Origin of the sequence: Vibrio chagasii (genome assembly GCF_002954585.1) — a bacterium.
In the GTDB taxonomy this organism is placed as follows: Bacteria; Pseudomonadota; Gammaproteobacteria; order Enterobacterales; family Vibrionaceae; genus Vibrio; species Vibrio chagasii_A.
Genome location: NZ_MSCI01000001.1, coordinates 870808 through 893014 on the forward strand (window position 1 = coordinate 870808; position 22207 = coordinate 893014).

Sequence of the window (22207 nt, forward strand, 5' to 3'; positions counted from 1 at the left end):
GACAGCAGTTTTAAGAAAACGTTATTATTTAAGCCGTAAGCAAAAGCCCTACCGTCATTGGTAGGGCTTTTTATTTGTCTCGACTTCGAACAAGCTATGCAGAGGTACTCTTCTAATGAGGGGGCTATCTCACCCAAACAGATGAAAACTCGTCACACTGGCTGATTTTGAATACGTGATTTACGTGCGCTAAATGCAAATAATAAGATAACGGCTAGCACAAAAGGTAGTACGTAAATATTGAGTTTTTGCCAACCCGCTGTCGATTCCAACCAACCAGAAAGCAACGCAGTCACTGTCACACAGCCAAATACAACAAACTCATTGAAAGCTTGTGCCTTCGCTTTGTTCTGGGGCTGATAAGATTGACTGAACAAACCAGTTGCCGCGATGAACATAAAGTTCCAGCCTACCCCAAGTAAAACCAGGGCTGCTCTAAAGTGCCAAATCGACTCACCATGGATATTGATAGCAATACAAAAAACAAACAATATCCCGCCAGCCAAAATCATCATTCTTGAACCAAATTTCTCGATGAGCGATCCAGTAAAGAAGGCAGGGACAAACATACCCAATACGTGCCACTCAATCACACCCGCCGCTTTAGTAAAGTCGAAACCACAGCCAATCATTGCCAATGGTGTAGCCGTCATCAGAATGTTCATCACCGCATAGGCAACCATTGCTGCAAAGACGGCTCCGACAAAATTCGGAGCCTTGACGATTGCACTCAAAGGATCAGATTTTGGTGTCTGGTTGCTAAACGACACTTTAGGGAATTGAATGGTTTGTAAGATAACGAGGGCCAAAATGTTTAAGCCAATTAATGAAGCAAAAGCCCCAATGTACAGACCATCTTGCGACCATTGCTGAGACATAATCGCTAAGTTCGGCCCGAGTACCGCCGCAAGGACACCACCAGCCATTGAAATCGAGATTGCGCGGTGTCGTGCATTTTCATCACACACTTCAATAGCCGCGAAGCGATAAAGCGTTCCGAAGCCAATGCCGATACCTAATAAAAAAGTCGCAAAACAAAACAGATAGAAATTTTGTTGCAATAACGCGTAAGTTGCTAGACTCGCCCCCGTTATACCGACGAGATTACCGATACTAAAGCCTCGCTTGCGGCCTAACTTACCTGAAATCAAAGAAGCGGGAATGGTGGCAGCCATCAAGCCCAAAAACTGCAACGCGACTGGTAAGGTAATCATACTGGCACTGGGCGCAATCTGTTTTCCTATCAATCCAATCACGGAAATCAGTAAGATATTCCCTGTCATTAATAAGGCCTGACACAGTGACAGTAGCCAAACATTTCTATTCATCTTTGTTCCTAAATATGAGCGCGGCTGATCACTAGACCAAATAACCAACAAAGTCTCAACACTTTGTTACAAAAAATGAAACTCACCTGCTACCAATGTATTGCCTTAAAGCCATCTCCTTTTGGTTCTTCAACGATATCGAATGCATCTCTGCCTATATTTTCAATTCATTCTGGATTTGCATTTATCATTTAATGGGGATAATAATAATTTTCTGTTATTCATTATGGCGTGTTTTACAAACTTCGGCATTAAGAGGCGAGTATGATTAATCCACTTTGGCTCAACACATTTAAGACTCTGGTAGAAGTCGGTCATTTCACCCAAACGGCTGAAAAGTTGTACATGACTCAACCAGGTGTAAGCCAACACATCAAAAAGCTTGAGCAAGCATGTGACTGTGAACTGCTCTCGAGAGAAAATAAGAGCTTCGAGCTGACCGAGCAAGGTCGGATTATGTATCGCTATGCACTTAAACTAGAGAAAGACCAAGAAGACCTTTTCGAGTCGCTCAGTTTTGATAACCCTTACTCTGGGCAGTGTCACCTATCTTGTTCAGGCTCACTCTCTTTACGCTTATATCCCAAACTTCTTGAACTGCAGCAGCAACACCCAGACCTAAGCATTAATCTTGAGGCTGCACCGAATCGAAAGATATTAAATGACCTACTTCAAGGCACGACCGATGTCGGTATCGTAAGACACTCACCGAACGACAGCTACTACCAAAGCCAAGTTATCGGAAAAGAAGCATTGTGTCTTATCGTGCACCACAGCCATGCCGACCTTGAGATAACGCCACAAACACTTCACGAGATTGGTCTGATTGCTCACCCAGATTCTGCGCATTACCTCTCTTTGTACTTTGACCTGTGTGGTGATAAAGAACTCGCGAACATCAACATTAATGAGATACCGAAATCAGGCTATATCAACCAACTTCATCAGATACTGCTACCTGTATCAAAAGGATTAGGGTTTACCGTGCTGCCAGCTGGTGCTGTGGAACATTTTGCTGAAAGAGATAAGTTGCACGTCGTGCCCCCAAAAATAGAAGTTGAGGAAACGCTGTACTTGGTCCAAAAGCGAAACCGCAAACTCCCTCACCGATACAATAACGTGATTGATTTAATCAAACAGAATGTCAGCAATTAAGTTAGTGCGCAGATCAAAAAGCCTTTAACCAAGATAGTTAAAGGCTTTCATTACCAGGAAAAGCTTCTAATGCCACTACTGTAAAGTTGTGAGAACCTCAGAGGCACCTTCAAAATCGTAACTCTCTAGCAATCTCTGAATCTCTTTTAAAGCACTCGAATCAGGGTGTTCAATGAGTAACTCCGAAACGTATTGCGTCGCATCGTTATCGTAAGCTTCGAGAAGAGACAACAGCTTAGAGATTTGCTTGGGATCTAACTCAGAAGAGTCCGATGTATCATCTGCACCTTTCTCTGCCGTGGCTGCGCATGGTTTACCAAAATCACGCTCGACCGCTTCAATCAACTCCCTTAAGCCAACTTCGCTTTGCTCAAGATCTTGCTCTACACAAGCCTTATTGTGAGCTCTGCTTTCAAAGTCACTGAGTAATTCAGCGAGCCTCTGCCCACCAATTGAAGCCGACATACTTTTTAGTGTGTGTAGATTCCGCTCTAACGTTGTCCACTCTTGTTGCGCTAGGTTATCGAACGCTTCAGATAGCATCGATGGTGCCCCTTGGCAGAACCTATCTAACACCTTATTTTGCAAAGCAGTGTCGTTATTGGTGAGCTGCTCAAATCGAGCTTTTGAGAAAATCGGTAAGCCAGAGTTATCAGAAATCGATTTATCAACCGGAACAAGTTCAGGCGCTTTACCTCCAATCAACACCTCAGGAACGATGTATTTAGAGATCAAAGACGTCGCTTTATCAATGATGATCGGCTTGTCCAAAAAGTCTGTTACGCCTGCGTCTCTTGCTCTTTGTTTCGCATCCGCAAACACGTTGGCCGACATCGCAATGATAGGCACAGTGGTATTAAATTCACGGATCAACCTTGTAGCCTCAAAACCATCCATGATTGGCATCTGTAGATCCATAAAGATCATGTCGTAGTCGTTGTTCTGTGCTAATGCCAGTGCCTCTTTGCCGTTTTCAGCAAGGTCGGCGTCTAACTTAGAGCGACTAAAAAAGGCTAACGCAAGATCTTGGTTAAGTTCATTATCCTCCACCAGCAGTATCTTCTGGCCTTTGAACTCTATCTGATAATCTAGTTGTAACTCTTGAGCTTTGAATTGAGCCAACTCTTCATTGGTCGTTCGAGCAAAGGCTACGACAAAAGAAAACTCACTGCCTTGCCCAAACTCACTCTCAACCGTAATTTCGCTGCCCATTGCATTCACGAGTTTCTGGCTGATATTGAGCCCTAACCCTGTTCCACCAAATCGACGTGTCGTTGTGGTATCTGCTTGGCTAAACGCTTGAAATAACTTATGAAGGTTGTCATCAGAAATGCCAATTCCAGTATCCGCGACGCAAACCTTCATCGTCAATTCACGCTCGTTTGAGTCAACAATATCGACCGTCAAAGAAACACTGCCTTTTTCCGTAAACTTAATCGCGTTGCCAATAAGGTTAAGTATCACTTGGAACAATCTGAGTGGATCACCGAGTAAAGGCGTATCGAGTTCTGGGTCAATCGACATCGATAAGTTAAGCTGTTTTTCATCCGCTTTTGACTCCATCAACTCGATCACATCTTTAAAAGTTACCAAGGCATTAAATGGAATATTATCGATAAACAACTGACCCGCTTCTATCTTAGACAAGTCTAAAATATCGTTGATGATGCTTAACAGAGAGTGCCCAGAGCGGTGCACTTTTTCGATATAGTTGCGGGCTGTAGGGTTAGAGATTTCGCCAATCGCTAGATAAGACAAGCCAATAATAGCATTCATTGGCGTTCTAATTTCGTGGCTCATGTTTGCCAAAAACTCTGATTTAGCCTGACTTGCAAGGTTTGCTCTCTCTTTCTCCTCTGCCAATTGCTCATTTAGACGTTTCATTTCAGAAATATCGAATGCCCAAAATAGCGTTGCGATTTCACCATCAAGCTCAAACAAGTAGTAGCTAACAAGTGCGACAAAACGAGTGCCATCTGACTTCCTAAGCACTAACTCTTTGTTCACGACTTTTCCGTTCAGCTTGAGCTCTTTATGAATGTCATCACGAACCTCGAGAGAATCATGAATAGCAATCACATCGATAGACGAGAGTTCCTTATTTTCAACACCAAACAAGCGTTTTGCTGTGTCATTGGCATAACGAACCTGTTCCTCAAAAACTACTGCTGCTGCAATTGGAGAGCTGTTAAGCATGCTATAGAGTTGGTCTTGGGCCTTTTTTAGTGCCTCTGTCGCTTCGTTGGCAATGCTAATCTGCTTCGCAAGTTTTCGGTTCCAGAAGACAATCAGCAAAACAATCACCAACGAAAAAGCGGAGATGGTGTAAACCAGATGATAGTCAACTCTTTCTATTGCCTTTGGTGCCGCCCACTTCGCTGATATCTTTTGATGCTCTTCTGCAGAGATCTTATTAATGGCTTTATTCAAAATAGAAAATAGAAGAGGTTCCGATTTGATCACATGTAAAGTCGGTGATAGAAAAAAGTCCAGTCGGCCGATAATCCCTATGTCTCGGTGACCGTATGAATCAATGAGATAGTTCAAGACATCAACCGTATCGATCATTCCATCTAGGCTCTGATCATCAAGTAGATTCAAACCCTCAGCGGTCGAGTCAACAAATACCCACTCGACGTTTGGATACTTATCTACTATCGCCTCAGTATTCGCTGCATTTCTTAAAATACCGATTTTCCACCCAGTAGCTTCTTCAAGGACTAAGCTGCTCACCTCACGTCTTGATGCAAGTGCCAAGCGGCTCGAGAATAGGCTATTTGCCGCTTTGACATTCTCTCCCAAGGAGCGATTTTCTTGCGCCGCAGAGACAAGTTCTACTTCTTGGTGATCAACCAAGCTTCGAGTTTCAGACCAATTCGCTACGTCAACATGCTCAATATTTAAGCCGGTTTTCTGCTCGATGAGTTTCAGGTAATCATCAATCATACCGATGTACTCACCAGTACTAGAGACTGCCTCATACGGAAGTGAATTGGGATCGATACCGATTCGCACCGTTGGGTTGTTTTTAAGCCACTCCCTCTCCTCTTCGCTTAAATTTAAGATCTCGCCCGTTAAGTTATTGGCTTGATATATATCGGCAATGTATCGCTTAGCGGGTTCACCAAACGAATTAAATTGCTCTATATCTGGGAAGTAGACATGATTTCGCTCTAACGTTTTTGTATCAAAGTAAAAGGTCATTGAGCCGGAGTTAATAATGCCGCCTTTAGTGCGGTAACTGGCCACTTTAGTTACTGATGCAAAATGAGAGGTGTTTCTTTTCTCCCCATGCTCATCGACAAGATTACCGATATACCAAGCCTTAATTGGACGATTGTTGTTATCAGCTTGGGCAGTGATCACCTGAAAAGAACTATCCGTGTCAAACACTTTAAAGAGTTCAAACAAGTCATCAAAACGGTCATTTACGATAAAATAAGCGGAAATTTGAGCAATGATACTCGCTTTCTTTAGAACCTGGCTTAAGTCGCTCTGGATATGGGTCTCAATGATTTGACTCAAACCATCATCGACTTGTTTGAGATTGGCTACTGCCGCGTTAAAGCGATCTCTCAGCTCTTCACTCTTAAAATCGACATAGATTGGATACTCAACTTGCTGTTCGTCGTGCAATCGAAGCTCTGACATTTCAATAAAGCGAGTATTAGTAATAAACCACTCCAGTACTCGCCTCTCAACCATCAATATATCGACGGTTTGTGCTCTTAACTGCGCAAAAGCTGACTCCAGACTGCCGATGTCTTCAACTCGCTCGATATCAATCTCTTGAGAAAGCATCTCTATGGAGTTTTTAATTGGTGAGGTGTCATCAAACAACAGTGCACCCAGAGACAAGCCTTTTTGTGATTTGAGGTTGAGTTGGCGTCTCGCTAGTGACACTGGGACAAATTCAACATTAATGACAGGATCACTTAGAAAGTGAGCATCGGGATCGTCAGCCTGAACACCGGAAACAAAAGAGATTGAATTGCTATTGTCGATCGCTTTTTGAGCAGCACTAGGCGGCAAAGTGACAACGTCACCCAGCATGTAACCCATATCATTCAGAGCACGCTGTATGATGTCGTGTTGCAAGCCAACAGAAGTGCTATCCGGGTACATATAAGGTGGGATACCAAATCCCAAAACCCCTTTAAGGGGCACTCGATAAGGAGAACTATCTAACCACTTTGATAAAACCTGATTTTTTTTATGTACATCAAAGGTTTTGATCTGTTTGTTGAGCAAAGTCTGTAACTGGACTTCGTCGCTACGTAGTAACATTGTGGCCTGTACTGTCTTCCAATGCTCTAATACATAATCAACTGTTAGATCATAAAAATCTATTTGATTAGCAATCTCCATGGTAGTGATCGGTTCAGCAATAAGACCTTGAACATAACCTTCTTTCAATGCTTTCACAGCACCGATAACGCTATCAAAATTAACTCGCTCAATAGAGTTCAACTGAATGCCAGCTTTTCCTAAATCTATGTTTTCATTAACTATAGCGATGCTTCGCTTGTGGTTAGGTCTCAAGCTCCTTGCTATTTGATTATCAAAAGGCACTATCATTGCAACTTGATAAGGAATATACGGGTCACTCGAGAGAAAACGCCCTCCATCACTTGGATCAAACTGTTGGAATGGGAAAACATCGCCTCGCCCATCGAGCAGTGCAGCTTTGGCTTCACTGCGAGAGCTGACGCTTATAAATCTCACATGAACGCCAAACCGCTCTTCAAGATCCTGTGTCCAGTCTTTAACAATACCAGAGACTTTTCCGTCATCATCAAGGAAGGAATATGGGTAATGGTTAGCAAAAGCAATGAAAGTCACTGTTGGCTTGTTGTCTAACCATAGGTCTAGCTCGGCATCAGTCACTTCAGAGGCATAAGCACTGCCAACAAACATAAGCACGGACAGCAACCATACCGCGAATGAAATCACTGAACTTTTCAGCCTCGACACAAAAACACGACATCTATTAGATCGATTACTCATCTTTGAATTTTTCTTTAATCGCTAGAATCTTAGGTAGATTTTCAAACAGCAATTCAACGATTCTAGGATCGAAATGTTTGCCCTTTTGCTCTTCAAACAAGGCCAGCGCTTCATCTACGCTCCAAGCTTTTTTATACGGTCTCTCTGCTGTCAGGGCATCAAACACATCCGCTACCGCTGCGATGCGCCCTACCAGAGGGATCTCCTCGCCTGCTATTTGATTTGGGTAGCCGCTTCCATCCCACTTTTCATGGTGATACTGCGCGACTTGAATAGCCATTCGCATCAATTTAGAGTCACTTTGCCTGCCGAGTATCTCAACACCGTATTCGACGTGCTTTTGCATGGTTGCCCATTCGTCAGCATCCAACTTACCTGGCTTGAGCAGCACGCTGTCAGGGATACCAATCTTACCAATGTCGTGCATCGGCGCTGCGTCTCTTAGGGTCTCGGCATCTTCGTCTGTCATGCCCAATGCCTTCGCCAATATTTCACAATAGTGGCTCATGCGCATAACGTGCATACCCGTTTCGTTATCTTTAAACTCCGCAGCTCGCCCAAGGATATTAAGAGTTTCCAACTTGCCTAAATTAATCTCTTTGGTCTTCTCTTTCACCTGACTAAACAACGCTCGCTGCTGGTTATACAAAGCGATGTGAGTCTTCACACGTTGCAGTGCGATTTCAGGAGTGATCGGCTTGGTCAGGTAATCAACAGCCCCCAGAGATAGCCCTTTTACCTCGGCTTCAGGGTCTATTTTGGCGGTCACAAAGATAATGGGAATATGCGCGGTATTCGGCTGTGCTTTTAGTTGTCGACACACTTCATACCCGTCAATATCGGGCATCATGATATCGAGGAGAATGAGGTCCGGCTGAGGAACCATCTTAGCTATTTTGATACCGATAGTGCCGTTGATCGCGACCTTAACTTGATAGGTATCTTTGAGTATCGCCGTTAACACATCCAAATTGCTTGGGGTGTCATCTACTACTAACACTATTGGTTTACGACTCATTGATACCTCGTATAAAAATCAAACAGTTATAACCCTAGTGTAGAACGTTTTTGGAATGCAAGGCACAAAAAATGGCAAGTGATTTTGAAAAATGAAGGGCAGATCTTCGAGTGACATCAAACTAACGATCATAAATATAGATGTCAAAAACTTGTCATGAAAGTTTATATGAAACAGTACGATTTTTTTAGCCAACAACTAACTGAGGACGAATCAAATCATACACAAACTTTTGTTCATCTGAGTGTTTAAATATCTGATGAATAACTCCTCCCGACATATGAGGGTGCCCACCTCCAAAACCAACACCCGTGTCATTTAGTGCTCGCCTCACAACGAGAGCCACATTGTTCTTCAAGCACTCAGAACGTAATGAAATGAAAGTCCTCTCACGATTCCTGGCACTAAGAACAACGACATCAATTTCATCGACAGTTAATAGAAAATCACCTAGTACCCCTAACATGTTTTTAGGGCATCCTTCAGGCAACGTAGCAAAAGCACAATTTCCCTCTTTGGTCATTGACTCAATCATCGAATCAAAAAACTTTAGTTCATGATACTCGACTTGATTTCTACAAATTCGATTGACCATATCCATATCAGAAAGGGATTGGAGCTGAAATAAAGCTTTAATATCCGGCTTACTCATTGCTCTCGTGAAATTAGCCGTATCGAATGTCAACCCAACAAGCAAGGCCGTTGCAATTCTTTTTGGTATTGGCAATTTATAATAATTAAAATATTCCACCATGATTGTCGCGGTTGAACCGTAAGTCGGTCGAATATCATCAAACCAGGTATATTTAGGGGCTACAACTTGATGGTGATCTATCACACCAACCTCAAGTCCAGGTAAATCAGTAACATTCTTCTCACCGATGCAACCGTCTACAACAATGATCTTATCATTAGGTTTCAAATCTAACAGGTGTGCTTTAGCAATCGGGATGTCGAGCCAAGCAATCAAGTTATGTAGAGATACTCTATCTATAAAACCTTGGTAAGTTATGAGAGGTGAGAAGCCCTTTTTTCGAAGCAAATACGCAAGCGCGAATGCTGAGCCAACCGCATCATGATCTGGGAAATCATGGGCCTGAATGATCACCCTCTCACAACCATTTAAGCGCTCTAAAAACTCATCAAACAAAGAAACAGACATAAATCCTCTAACCTTCTAATCCTTTCACTACACTCAAGAATATTTCTTCAACTTCAGATATTAGCCTCCAATTTCGTCACCATGCTGAATCCCAATAAATATACCTACAGTAATAAGAGCGAATACGATAATTTTTAACATAAGACAAGCACCTATCATTAACATGAGTAATCAATTAGGAGTTAGAAACAAAAATTACTTTACTCTAAGCCTCTCAAACACAAAGCAATTAGGGAATACCAGTTCCAATTTACACAATACTTGCTCACATTTAACAAAACAAATATTGACTTATCTCTCACTTCGAAAATCTTGCAGTTGAGTGATATTCAACTCAGTTATATGTTCCAATGCTCATCTGACACTACTCTCATACGGAAGACTTATCTAATGATACGGAACAGAATTGTCACGGGTATGTTAATAGCGCTGGTGCCTTCACTAAGCTATGCCAATAATGACAATCAATTTGAGTTTTCACACTCCAAACAAGGAACCGTTTGCTCCTCCAGTCCTGATGTCTGGCTTTTAGGAGGAGAGCTACAGGTTGATGCCCCTATAACACTGAATGGTAACGTTATTACGCGGCTTGGTAATACTGAGCTAACAAACCAATTGAACTCAATCACAGGTGCCTCCTCATCTAAAGAGCAACATTACATGACTCAAGCGATAGGATGTATTCAAGCAGAAGATCCCATTTCTCTTGTCGGTGCTGTTGCATCGCTTTACGAAGCTCAATATACATCATTGAGTAGTAGTGATATCCCGGCTCCAATACCAGAACCAGATTTACCGAAAGCTCCAGAGATCGTAAAAGATCAATTTGAGACTAAAATACAATTTGAACAACGCGTCGAAAAACTACGTACACAGCGACAACAAGAGATAGCAGATATACAACAAAAATATCGTCAACAAGTTGAAGCTCGAAATGAGAAAATTCGAGAGCTACAAGAGGCCGCAGATTCTCGAAAAGGTAATTTGGAAGCCAAAAAAACCCAATTAGTCGCAAGTGCGTTTAGAGACGTAATGGGCAAGCCTGTTGTTACGACAAAAAGCTATGATGCAGAAAATCAACAAATGCATTTATTGTTTAAAGCATCGAATCAAAACTATCAACGTGACATCATTCTAAACGTACCTCTAGATCAAGCTCGTGATGTTTTCAATAACATTGATAAATTAGACCTAGCGCTGACGTACTCTTACGACGAAAGCCAATTAGAGCTCATAAATATCAGAGGCAAATACAACGAAGCTCAGTTTTCAGGTGATGTAGCACAAAGCAACTATCAACCAGAAGCTCTTAGTGTTGTTCTCAATAATGGACCAAACCGAGCAGCCACTCCTGGCCTAGAAATGCAAAACCCTAACCTGATCGATGCTTTCGAAGTCGATTCACGTCTTTCGGCAACCGACAGCACCGCTGCTGATGAGTTAAAACAACTATTGAATGGTTTTGTTCCCGTAGAAAGTAATTCTTCAAACTGGTTCTTTAACCTATCTATCGAAGATTACGCAAACTCGGATCAAGTAGCCTTTGCACGTAGCAGCGGCGAAGTAATGTCTGACGTTGCGACAAAAGTGCTTGGTGTGCCTGAACGACATGTCTACGAGTTAATTGACCGTGATGCAACCAGTGGTGCTATTAAAGATAAGTTGCGATTGATGTTGGATAACGTCGATGAAGGCGATACGGTTTACTTCTACTACAGTGGACACGGTATCCCTGCGATTCCGGATAATGACCCTTACATTCTTCCGCAAGATAAGATCCCTGACTACATAACTGATGATGAATTCTTCAAACTCGACAATCTCTACAAAACACTTTCTGCCAGTAAAGCAGGCAAGATTGTCGTTATGGTGGATAGTTGCTTCAGCGGTGCCACTGATGGCGTATCTGTAATCAAGGGGGTTGCAGCTTCAAGGTTAGCACCTAAAAAAGTCAGCATTGACCCTGAGCGCATGGTTGTTATCACAGCTGGCCGAGATAAAGAATACTCCAACATGTATCAAGAGAAACGTCATCGCCTCTTTAGTTATTACCTCATGAAGTCAATGATCGAAGGCAATAAAGATGTTGGCACTCTGTATCAGGACGTCTATGACAAAGTTAAATCTGCATCTTTCGAAATGGGTGATCTAAAACGCCAGCATCCAACGATTACCGGCAACCAGACAATTTCACTTTAACTCATTACCAAAACATTGATTAAGGCTTATATCCATGTTTAACAAAACAATTCTAGCAACATCAGCACTTTTAATTACATCAACGGCCTTCGCTGCAGATATAGAAAACTCTAATCTAGATATCGCATTCCAAGGCGCACATTTCCAAGGTGCTGGTAACCAAGTAACCATGTTACGCGTACCAGTAACTAATAAGGACACAGGGCAAACTCAATTCTTTGATATGAGTGCTGAGTTCGCAGCGGACAAAAATGGCAACCTCATATTCAAAAATATGAGCTCTATAAAATCAGTTGCTTTTTCAAGTGCTAACCAATTGATTGCGGGACACTACCTAGACACTAACAATTGTAGTTGGTTTGTAGAAGGGCCATCAGTTACATCAAATGGAAGATCTAGTTGGAGCTTTTTTAAACCAGCCAATAATATTGGTTGTAAAAACTCCGATCAGCGTTCTGGTCAAGTACTAAGTGGACCGTTAGAAAATAATCAACTAGCTATTACTCAATCAAATACCTACGAAAAGATTGTTAAAACTTCAGAAGGAAACCTTAATTACGGTGTATATCGTGGAAGCTACATTATGTCAGCAGTTCAAACTGGAAGAAGTATTGCAATTAATATCTATGATAAGTACGGACTAGATGGTAGTTGGACAATAATGGAAGCGCCAAACCCTGGTAAAAAAGAAGATTAATGAAAACTCTAGCTCTAATCACCTCGCTATCGAGTGCATGTGCTTTTGCCTCCCCATCTTGGTACGGGGAGGTACCACTTGATACTAATTTAAGTTATGGCTTTGGCCAAGGTAGCACCTATCAACAAGCCAAAGATGCAGCCTATCATGACTTAGCCAAAAGTGTTGAAAACCGAGTAGTAAGTAAAACAATCAGTTCAAAATCGTTTGAAAATGGTGAATTAAAGAAATCCGCAGCATCCCACAAAGAATCTATAACTAGCGTGGTGTTTAGGAACAATGTCACGATTATCAACAGCGAACAGCTCAATAATCAATTCTATGTACAAGTGGAATATGACCCTAAGTCATTCGCACAAAAGCTAGCAGATTGGCTTAAACAGTCCCAGTGTCAGAGTGACTTACACCCATACTGGACAGAAACTACAATGCTACAAAACTGGGTGGAACAACATCAATGCCTACCCAATATCAGTATTGAACGGTTCGCTGGAGGCTGGCAGCTTACCAATAGCTCAGGGCATCTAGTACTACCCGAAAGCCAATACAACTACCTTTTTTTCAATCATTCAGCAAAAAGTCTAAATATTCGCTCTACTAAAAGACGTCTGACAGCTGGTGATAATTACTTTATCAGACTAGAAGCAAACCAAGCCGGTTATCTATCTTTATTTCAAGTTTATGAAGACGGTAGCACTGGTGTATTAGTCGAAAATAAACAAGTTATTAATGGTGACTCTATCGAGTTTCCCGATAGAAAAATGTATGACGGCATCGAAGCACTGCTAAATGAAGGTCAAGAAACTTACGATACTAATATTGCATTACTCTGCCCCTCTGAAATAGACACATCTCGATTTGAGATACTAGATGAGTCTCGCTTATCAACTGACACCCCTGGCTTTGGTTTGATCCTTAAATACCTAGATGAATGCGAATTTGTCATGGAGAGACTCTCCATAGAGAAAGCCTAGCAACCTATTATCAAGGAAAAGATATGAAAAAAACGTTTTGGCAGATCTCCCCACTTGCAATTTTGCTTACAAGTTGTGTTGCTTCTGCCGATAGCCTAAAAGAAGCTTGTCAACTCTCAATAAGCGAACAAAGTTGTCCTAGCGTCGAGCATTTCATCAATCGACCATTCGAGGCAAAAGACGAGTTCGAAAAATTCAAACTTTGTGGTGAAGCTCAATATGACATTTACAAAGTTCAGAAAAACTGTGAGTTTGACCAATACGTGGCGCAAGCTCAGGAGAAGTTTAATGAGTTTAAAAGTGAAGTTTCAAAGTCTTGGGATAACCCAACCTTCAGTGACCAATTTAAATGGGTAAGCTATAGCCCATCTTTGCAATTAAAGCGTGAGGTTAACTTCGAGAAGAACATCATTCAAGTAACCACTATCTCTGGAGAAACTACCTCTATTGAAGAACTCAAAGAAGAGATTATACAAACGTCAAAGTTAACTATAGGACAAGCTCAGAAAGCAGACGCCTACACTTCAGAACTCATCGACGCAACCGATGTACAGAAACTGAGTGAAAAAACCTTTTTGCCCGTTGCCGACTCACCAGAAGTTCAAGAGCAAGAGTTAGGTAAAGCTCTTGATGATATTGCCATCACCAAAACAAAAGATACGAAAGGCAATACCGTTCTTAAAGCTGTAATTGCTTTCCCACCTAGCTGGCTAAACCGCAAAGAACAACGCTTCTTTGAAACCGTTGAGGTGTACGCAGAGAAATACAAACTCGAACCAGAATTCGTTTTATCCATCATCAAGACAGAGAGTGCTTTCGACCCAACAGCAGTGTCTCACGTCCCTGCTTTTGGGCTGATGCAAATCGTACCTAGCTCTGCAGGCTTAGACGCTACCGACTTTCTTTTTGGGGAGCAGAAGTTACTCAAGAAAGAGTATCTATTTGACCCAGAAAAAAACATCGAGGTAGGGACAGCATACCTACATCTACTTCGCTCTAAATATTTCAAAGGTGTCAAAGATGAGACAAGCCTAAAGTACTGTATAACTGCAGCATACAACGGTGGAATGGGCCCTATTTATCGTATTTTTGGTGGCAAACGTTCTGTTGCGATCAAAAATATTAACCAACTCGCTCCAAAGCAAGTCTTCCAGACAATACAAGAAAAGCACTCTGCAGCAGAAACACGCAATTACTTGAAAAAAGTAAGCAAAGCAGAAATGAATTACGAAAAGAATATGATTTAAGGAATGAACATGAAAAAGACACTACTTTTTGCTGCGATCGCTACTATGTCCTTTCAAACTATAGCGGAAACCGAATTTCCAAGTTGGCGCATGAACCCTCAATCCGACTTACCTGAAGGCTTAATTGCTGGTGTAGCTTGCGTTGAAAGTATGGGAGATATGACTCTCGATATGGATATCGCGTCGATGGAAGCGCGTGCTTCTCTAGCTGCATCATTAGAAGCAATGGTACAAAAAGAACTAGATACAAACCGCACAACCGACAAAAAGAAAATTGTCACTGCAGACCGCAAAGATACTGTTGTTACAACATCCATCACAGCGAAATCAACGACAAAACAACTTACGAACCAGTTAATGAAATTTACTTGGGTTACTGAGACGGTATCAGTAGAAAAGGATGTTGACGAATATCTGTGCACACGAGTAGTCGCTCGAACGCCTCAAATTGTTACGGAGTAAGGTGTAGTGATGCCAGAACAAGTTTTGCCTGCCTCTCTTGAAAAAGCAGAAGCAGAACCAAAAGAGAACAAGCCCAATGCTCAAGAGCCACCAGTCAAAGAAGAAAAAGATATTCTTGAAAGGCTTAGAGACAATACACCAAACTCTATTCTTGCTATCGTTGCTCTGATCATAGCTGGAGGACAATTCAACGATGCAATAGATATGGGGAGCAAAGGCTGGGATTTAATCGTTTCTAATTTTTCAGATTCTCCATCTAACAATCGCCTTTCGGAAATCTACATCAGAGCTTCTAGCGGTATTTTGGAAGAGACGTTTGGTTCTCCGGTGTACACCAAAATGTCGAATGGTGAAATGCAAATTAAGTATTACAAAGACAAGAAGTTTATTCTTTCTGCAATTACGTCCAACGATACCATTGACGCATTTCTGGTCTTCCCGAAACCAGATTTTGTCGCAGATGTTAAGTATCATGCTGGTGGTAACGACTATCTAAACTCTAGCTTCTCTTCATCGTCAAACGAAAGTCGAGCAACCTCTAATATTGCACGAACTGGGAATTATTATATAGAAGAGTCGGAAGGAGGTCGCTACGAATTACTTTACCATTCTGTTGGCGGTTATAGTGAGTACCTATCTCCACTATCGGCTCAACAACTAAAGTTGCTCGCAGATTACAATGACAAGTTGATAATGGAAGAAAATACACAAGGCTCTTTATCAAAGTTACGTCAACAGCTTAGTCCCAACTTCTATGGCTATACAACTCTAGACTTAGAATCGTTAGCTCCAGCTATTTTGACGAAATTGGAGTATGAACTAATCACCAATTAATCTATGCGTATTGATATATGTATAGTTTTGTTACTTACGAACGAATAATAAGAGCTCCCCATATAGGAGCTCTTTTCGCTTGCGATAGACTGACTAACGACCTGAGTAGTACATACAGACTCGGACGCCATCGAACTCACGGATTTCAAATGGGATCTCGTAGATCGACTCCATCACTGATTTCTCTACAACCTCAGAAACCTTACCGGATTTCACTACTTGGCCTTTTTTCATCGCTACGATGTTGTCTGAATAGCAAGAAGCAAAGTTGATGTCGTGAATCACAATAACGATCGCTTTATTGAACTCATGCGCCAAGCGACGAAGCGTCTGCATGATCTCAACAGAGTGCTTGATATCTAGGTTATTAAGCGGCTCATCCAAGAAAACATAGTCTGTATCTTGTGCAACAACCATTGCAATGAACGCCATTTGACGCTGACCACCACTCAGCTCATCAAGGTATTTGTTTTGAATATCAGTAATACCTAAATGCTCTAGTGCTGTATCAACAATCTTGTTGTCCTCGTCTTTCAAGCGACCTTGCGAATGCGGAAAACGACCAAAGCAAACCAATTCACGAATCGTAAATCGCATGTTGATGTTGTTTGACTGTCTGAGTACCGCCAGGTGTTTTGCTAGCTCTTTGGTATCCCACTCAGCAAGCAGTTTGTCGCCAATAAGCACTTCACCGGCATCACTTTCTGTTAGGCGGCTAGCCATTGAAAGCAGTGTACTTTTACCCGCACCGTTTGGGCCAATAATAGAAGTCACTTCCCCTTTTGGGAACATAGCGCTGGCATCATCAACAACCAGTGATTTGCCATACTTCTTACTTAAACCTGTTAATTTAATCACTACTTACTACCTTTACTGAATTCTGGTACGTAACAACAAGAACATAAAATACAAACCGCCGACCAAGTTAATGATCACACTGACTGTGGTTTCAAAAGCCATCACTTTTTCAATGAACCATTGGCCAGACACAAGCAGAACCACCGCTAATAAGCTACTTGCAAGAATAAGCACGCGGTGTTGATAGGAGCTGAATATCTGGCGCGCTAAGCTGACCGTGATTAAGCCGAAGAAAAGCACAGGGCCAACCAAAGCAGTTGATACCGCGACCATTACTGACACAATTACCAGAATCATCTGGGTTAATCGCTTGGTATTCACACCTAAACTTGTCGCGTTATCGACGCCCAACCATAGAACATCCAACTTTGGAGCCAACACCCAGAGCCCAAGAAAACACAAACCTAACGGAAGAATACTCAAGTAAACCAGCTCGCTTTTCACATTGTTGAAACTCGCAAACATAACGTTCTGCAGTACCGCAAACTCGTTAGGGTCAATCAACATCACTAAGAAATTCGATAAGCTCGAGAACACGCTGCCACACACAATACCAATCAACAACAGAGTAAATACGTTGTTGCGCTTGCTCTTAAAGTAAAAATGGAAAAGCGCAAACGAGAATAAGATCATCACAGAGACAGACAAACCGAAGTTTGCAATGGAATCAATCACCCAAAAGCTCGTGCCACCAAATACAAATAACAGTGACGTTTGAACCAACATGTACAAGCTATCAAAACCCAATATTGAAGGTGTGAGAATTCGGTTGTTGGTAATGGTTTGGAAGACCAGTGACGACGCAGCAATCGCCACAGCCGCTAGTACGATGGATAACAGCTTAGGCATTCTTAGCGACAAGAAAAATTCATAGTTATCCCAGGTTAGCCCCTGCCCTACAAAAACGGCTGTCATACACAAAGACGCGATAGCCAGAATCGCGATTTTTACTGAATCACGCATTCGACTTGTCTCTCATGATTAGGTAAATAAAAATCAAGCCACCGAAGATGCTGATCACCATCGAGATTGGAATCTCATAAGGGAAAATCACAACTCGAGCTAACAAGTCACAAGCCAGTACCAAGATCACGCCCCAGTATGCTGTCCAAGGCAGGATTCGTTTCATGTTGTCACCCATCATCAGCGAGACGATATTTGGAACGATAAGGCCAAGGAATGGAATGACGCCTACGATCATTACTACTGAAGACGCGCATATTGCTACTAAAGCAACACCAATAAAAACGATCTTCTGATAGTTCAAGCCGATGTTCTTTGCAAAGCTCTCACCAATACTCGCTGCGCTGAACTGACTCGCGAAATAGTAAGCCAGCATACAAGCCGGAACGGCAAGGTACAGAATTTCATAGCTGCCCTGTAATACGCTCGCGAAGTTCGCCATGGTCCATGCAGACATGGTTTGTACTAAATCATACTTGTAAGCAATAAACGTTGTCAGTGCTGAAACCACGTTGCCATACATGATGCCAATCAAAGGCACTAGAACCGCATTCTTGAACTTAAGATGCTGTAAGAAGCGAACCAGCAGCATGGTGCCAAACACAGCAAACGCAAAGATGAAACCTAGGTAGCTCCATTGAGCTGCACTACCTAGCACCAGAATACCAACGATATAACCCAACATGGCACAGTCAATCGTGCCCATCGTAGACGGCGCTGCGAACTTGTTCTGCACAATCTGCTGCATGATCAAGCCAGAGACACTTAGACCGGCTCCAGCGAGCACAATGGCTAGCAAACGAGGGATTCGACTCACGATATAAATAGAGTTGGCGTGTTGGTTGCCGTTAAAGAAGTCACTAAAACTGATTTCAGCGACCCCTATCATCAATGACGCAACGCATAACACGACAAGAAATACAGCGGCTGCAATGGGTTTCAACATAGAAATAATACTAAAGGTAGGTCTCGGGTAGCCCGTATAAAAAGTGGAAAAGGGCTTATAAGAACGTTTCTTATAAGCCCGAAAAACTCATTAAAAATTACTGTTGAATGGTACGTTCGATGTCACCCAACATTCTATGGATTGCAGTAACACCACCACCAGCTAGGTACCATGCACTTGAATCAAGGTAAACAATGTTACCTTGTTGTGCTGCTGGCGTTGCCGCTACCAATGGGTTATCAAACAGTTGAGGTGCACGACCTTCAGAGCGGCCAATCGCTTTTTCACGATCTAGGATGTAAAGCACTTCAGGTTTTGCGTCTGCAATGTATTCAAAAGAGATAAGGTTACCGTGCGTACCTTTGATTGGTGCGACTGTCGCACTCTTTGACTCAACGTAGCCAAAATCGTCAAAGATAATAGAGAAGCGGCTGCCTTTGTTGAACATCGCAATATTGTTACCGTTGTTCATTAGCATCATCGCCGTCGTTTCACCCGAGGTTACTTTGTCATTCACAGCAGTGATTGAACCTTGAGTCTCTTTGATGATCGCTTCAACTTCGGCCTGCTTGCCGAATAACTCACCCAGTGAACGCCAGTTTTGCTGTGCATCAGCCCAGTACTTATCACCTTCAATAGAGAACATGATCGTTGGTGCAATTTGAGCCAACTTGTCGTAAACCTTAAGCATGCGGTTTTCCGCAATGATTACGTCTGGCTTCAACATGTAGATAGCTTCGAAATCAGGTTCTCTTAACGAGCCAGTGTTTTTCGTTGTTTCCTTGTATGACTCAAGATAGTCAGGCATTAGGCTGTGAGGTGCACCAACTGGCTTTACACCAATTTTATCAAGTACATCCAAGCTACCAAAACCAAGAACAACAACTCGTTGTGGTACTTCAGTAAACTGCGCGGTGCCCTTTACGTGTTCAATCGTGACGGTTTCCGCATGAGCGGTCATCAGCGATGATGCAAGAACGATAGCAAGCCCGCTCACTAACTGGCGAACTGATTTGATTGTTTTCTTCATGTTTATTCCTTTGCCATTGAGACAAACCACCACTCATGACAATGAAAGTCAGAATACTCATAGGTGAGTAAGGGTCGTACACAACTGCTAAATAACGATAATTTAAAGTTTGTCATTGATTTGACTACAAACTTGTAACGCAAGTGAGAATTATTATCAATAATATTTGCAATAATTTAGTTGCACAACAACTTTCTTATTCAGAAACGTTAAAGTGATTATTCATATATTGCTAGATCGCTATCTAAAACACGTATATCGACGCAGCGTTCGAAAGCTGGATAGATCTCATTTAAGAAAAATGGAGCAGGATTTGGAAGAACGGAGTTTTAAACAAACAACATAATCAAGGACTCGCAGCATGAAGCCTTGGAATTTACAATGTAAAACTCCTATATGACAGCAACTTAGTTATCACCGATAGTCAAAAACACCGCAAAACATAACAAGAGAACTTTTGTTCAGAAAACATGATCAGTGACACCGCACTAAGAAGAGTAACCTCCCAATGACTCTCCCTTTGCGGCTAAATAACGATGATATTTCAATCAAAATTATTTTTAGATTTCATAAAAAATGGGGTTGTAATTTAAAAAACTAGGCGTATAGTTAGCCATCTGGCTCTAATCTATAGAGCTGTTAATGCTAAAGTAAGTCCAAGTTCCACAAAGACAGTTCTCGATACCTCGTTACACCATCTCTGCGTCAGCTTTCACCTAGATAGTCATTCAATAGCTTTTAAATTCGATCCTAACTACCGATCTATCGTTATTCGCTTTCTTATGCGCGAACTCAGATTAGATCGTTCACTTAAATACAAATGTAATAAACACAAGGCAGAGTTATGTCACGAAGAACAACAAGACAAATCCATTGGTACCAACTCTCACGCGAGAAATCATTCAACAAACTAAAAGGTAGTAAATGCTCAAGATCAAAATAGACTTACACAAAGAACAACTTTCATGGGTCGCCGAGATTAGACAGCTCAATAGCGATATACTTCACCGCCATATATTGCCAAAGCTACAACACAACAGTTATCTCATAGACTTTGAATTTAACGAAAGAGACAGCACCGGAACTATCGTTTCACGCAACGGAAACACCCTAGGACATTTCACACTCCTATAGCTTTTCCCCTAAGGCAACAGAAAGAAACACCGTTAGTCCCACAGATGTCACCCTCAATTCGCTCTAGCAGAATAAAATAGAGTAGAACTGGAACAGAATAGAAACCTAGCCCTTTTTGCATTTCACTCGCGGCTTACGCTAGCTAGGTTATCGTGTTTTCATTGAATTGACGCTTGTCTGAAAAGCGTAGAGATTTGAAAGCGTCATCTTGAATGATCGCTTCTGATGAAAGCCAGTTTCTATTTCAATTAGCTCTTCTTGAAATCAATTAAGATTGAACCTTGAATCACCAATGACACATTATCATTGCGTTAACGGCATAGACCTTAACTTTTGATCAAGCGTATATAGATGTTCTGCAGCTTGCATGTGTTGAGGGTAATCGCTGAACTTATCGCGATTTTCCTCAGTCATCTTACATGTTTCATCCACCAGCATTAACTTCCAATACAGCTTTGTGGTGTGCAGCATAGCCAATAAAGGTTTGAATACCTCTTTCTCATAAGCCTGAATCAACTCTTCAATCAACTCATCGCGTTCGTCTTCACTTGAGATTGAGGCATTAGTCGCTGCCAATACCTTTTGATATTTTGGATTTATCTTCAGCTTGTCCATCACGCTTTGATTGTCTTCAGCTAACTCAACCAACTTTAAGCGAATGATATTCACCCAATTAGCTTGACTAATCACGCCCTCATCAACATTTGAAAAGTCTTCACGGATTTGGCGTTCAATGTCTTTCTGAGCGTTTTTTAAAACAGTGCGTACTTTTTGAAAAGGTAGTTGAAACTCCTTACTTAGCTCGATGATCAGTTTATGAAAACCACCATTTGGAAGGTGTAAGTTTTCCTTAAACATCGCCATTGCAGCTTCTTGCTGCTCTCTAAGGTGGGTCATTCTCTTTCCTTTTCTGTATAACTTCGGTGCAGGCTCAAGATCATAACATTATTAGTCGCTATTTTTCGGCTAGTTCAAACGTTAATACCTTATTTCTATCAATCCTTTCTCGTTCGACTACTTTTCAAACCAAATGGCATCAAATGGTAAGAATGAGTTGATGAATATTCGTACATTACGCGCACAGGGTATTCAACCTGACAGGAGTCATTTACTTATATATGAAAGATAACGGCAAGAAGTGAGATAACACATGACCTATTCAGAATTCAAAGAATCCGACCTGCATAAATGCA

General features: G+C 41.8%; 17 protein-coding genes. 8 read left to right on the forward strand and 9 right to left on the reverse strand.

Annotated elements, in window-relative coordinates; genetic code table 11:
* Window positions 1-152 precede the first annotated feature (152 nt).
* Complete coding sequence (locus BTO10_RS04275) at window positions 153-1328, reverse strand: MFS transporter (protein ID WP_102478857.1); 1176 nt, start codon at window positions 1326-1328, stop codon at window positions 153-155.
* A 264-nt stretch (window positions 1329-1592) separates the two neighbouring features.
* Between BTO10_RS04275 and BTO10_RS04280 the strand changes: the two genes are divergently transcribed.
* A complete protein-coding gene (locus tag BTO10_RS04280; protein ID WP_105023676.1) occupies window positions 1593-2483 on the forward strand; it encodes a LysR family transcriptional regulator in 891 nt (296 codons plus the stop codon).
* A gap of 75 nt (window positions 2484-2558) precedes the next feature.
* On the opposite strand, the gene BTO10_RS23970 is transcribed toward BTO10_RS04280, so the two are convergent.
* From BTO10_RS23970 to BTO10_RS04295, 3 genes are all read right to left on the reverse strand, one after another.
* Window positions 2559-7400 carry an ATP-binding protein gene (locus BTO10_RS23970; RefSeq protein ID WP_258097043.1) on the reverse strand — a complete coding sequence of 1614 codons (4842 nt, stop codon included), beginning with the start codon at window positions 7398-7400 and terminating at the stop codon, window positions 2559-2561.
* An 82-nt stretch (window positions 7401-7482) separates the two neighbouring features.
* Window positions 7483-8508, reverse strand: a complete 1026-nt coding sequence (locus BTO10_RS04290; protein ID WP_105023677.1) for an HD-GYP domain-containing protein — start codon at window positions 8506-8508, stop codon at window positions 7483-7485.
* 187 nt (window positions 8509-8695) lie between these two features.
* On the reverse strand, window positions 8696-9670 hold the full coding sequence (locus tag BTO10_RS04295; protein ID WP_004738899.1) for a DHH family phosphoesterase: 975 nt from the start codon (window positions 9668-9670) through the stop codon (window positions 8696-8698).
* Between the two features lie 660 nt (window positions 9671-10330).
* On the opposite strand from BTO10_RS04295, the gene BTO10_RS04300 reads away from it, so the two are divergent.
* Genes BTO10_RS04300 through BTO10_RS04325 form a run of 6 tightly spaced genes read left to right on the forward strand, consistent with a single transcriptional unit; the run spans window position 10331 to window position 16083 of the window.
* A complete protein-coding gene (locus tag BTO10_RS04300; protein WP_258096988.1) occupies window positions 10331-11869 on the forward strand; it encodes a caspase family protein in 1539 nt (512 codons plus the stop codon).
* A gap of 34 nt (window positions 11870-11903) precedes the next feature.
* Window positions 11904-12566, forward strand: a complete 663-nt coding sequence (locus BTO10_RS04305; protein ID WP_105023679.1) for a hypothetical protein — start codon at window positions 11904-11906, stop codon at window positions 12564-12566.
* Complete coding sequence (locus BTO10_RS04310; RefSeq protein WP_105023680.1) at window positions 12566-13540, forward strand: LPP20 family lipoprotein; 975 nt, start codon at window positions 12566-12568, stop codon at window positions 13538-13540. The genes BTO10_RS04305 and BTO10_RS04310 overlap by 1 nt, the downstream gene beginning before the upstream one ends.
* A gap of 23 nt (window positions 13541-13563) precedes the next feature.
* Window positions 13564-14787, forward strand: coding sequence for a murein transglycosylase domain-containing protein (locus BTO10_RS04315; protein WP_105023681.1), 1224 nt, complete (start codon window positions 13564-13566; stop codon window positions 14785-14787).
* A 9-nt stretch (window positions 14788-14796) separates the two neighbouring features.
* Complete coding sequence (locus tag BTO10_RS04320; protein WP_105023682.1) at window positions 14797-15249, forward strand: hypothetical protein; 453 nt, start codon at window positions 14797-14799, stop codon at window positions 15247-15249.
* A gap of 9 nt (window positions 15250-15258) precedes the next feature.
* Window positions 15259-16083 (forward strand): ETEC_3214 domain-containing protein, encoded by an 825-nt coding sequence (locus BTO10_RS04325; protein WP_181143954.1) that lies wholly within the window; start codon window positions 15259-15261, stop codon window positions 16081-16083.
* A 93-nt stretch (window positions 16084-16176) separates the two neighbouring features.
* On the opposite strand, the gene BTO10_RS04330 is transcribed toward BTO10_RS04325, so the two are convergent.
* The 4 genes from BTO10_RS04330 to BTO10_RS04345 all read right to left on the reverse strand — a co-directional run bounded on the left by BTO10_RS04330 (window position 16177) and on the right by BTO10_RS04345 (window position 19880).
* Complete coding sequence (locus BTO10_RS04330; protein ID WP_061032327.1) at window positions 16177-16941, reverse strand: iron ABC transporter ATP-binding protein; 765 nt, start codon at window positions 16939-16941, stop codon at window positions 16177-16179.
* Window positions 16942-16953: 12 nt separating this feature from the next.
* Entirely contained in the window at window positions 16954-17904 is a 951-nt protein-coding gene (locus BTO10_RS04335) for an iron chelate uptake ABC transporter family permease subunit (RefSeq protein WP_105023683.1), read from the reverse strand.
* The gene (locus BTO10_RS04340; RefSeq protein WP_105023684.1) at window positions 17897-18850 is read right to left on the reverse strand and encodes an ABC transporter permease; all 954 of its coding nucleotides are present in this window, start codon (window positions 18848-18850) and stop codon (window positions 17897-17899) included. Before BTO10_RS04340 ends, BTO10_RS04335 begins: the two co-directional genes overlap by 8 nt.
* A gap of 97 nt (window positions 18851-18947) precedes the next feature.
* A complete protein-coding gene (locus tag BTO10_RS04345) occupies window positions 18948-19880 on the reverse strand; it encodes a siderophore ABC transporter substrate-binding protein (protein WP_105023685.1) in 933 nt (310 codons plus the stop codon).
* 924 nt (window positions 19881-20804) lie between these two features.
* Between BTO10_RS04345 and BTO10_RS04350 the strand changes: the two genes are divergently transcribed.
* On the forward strand, window positions 20805-21014 hold the full coding sequence (locus BTO10_RS04350; protein WP_004738883.1) for a hypothetical protein: 210 nt from the start codon (window positions 20805-20807) through the stop codon (window positions 21012-21014).
* A 303-nt stretch (window positions 21015-21317) separates the two neighbouring features.
* Here BTO10_RS04350 and BTO10_RS04355 read toward each other — a convergent pair whose 3' ends face one another.
* Window positions 21318-21911 (reverse strand): hypothetical protein, encoded by a 594-nt coding sequence (locus tag BTO10_RS04355; RefSeq protein ID WP_105023686.1) that lies wholly within the window; start codon window positions 21909-21911, stop codon window positions 21318-21320.
* Between the last annotated feature and the right edge of the window lie 296 nt (window positions 21912-22207).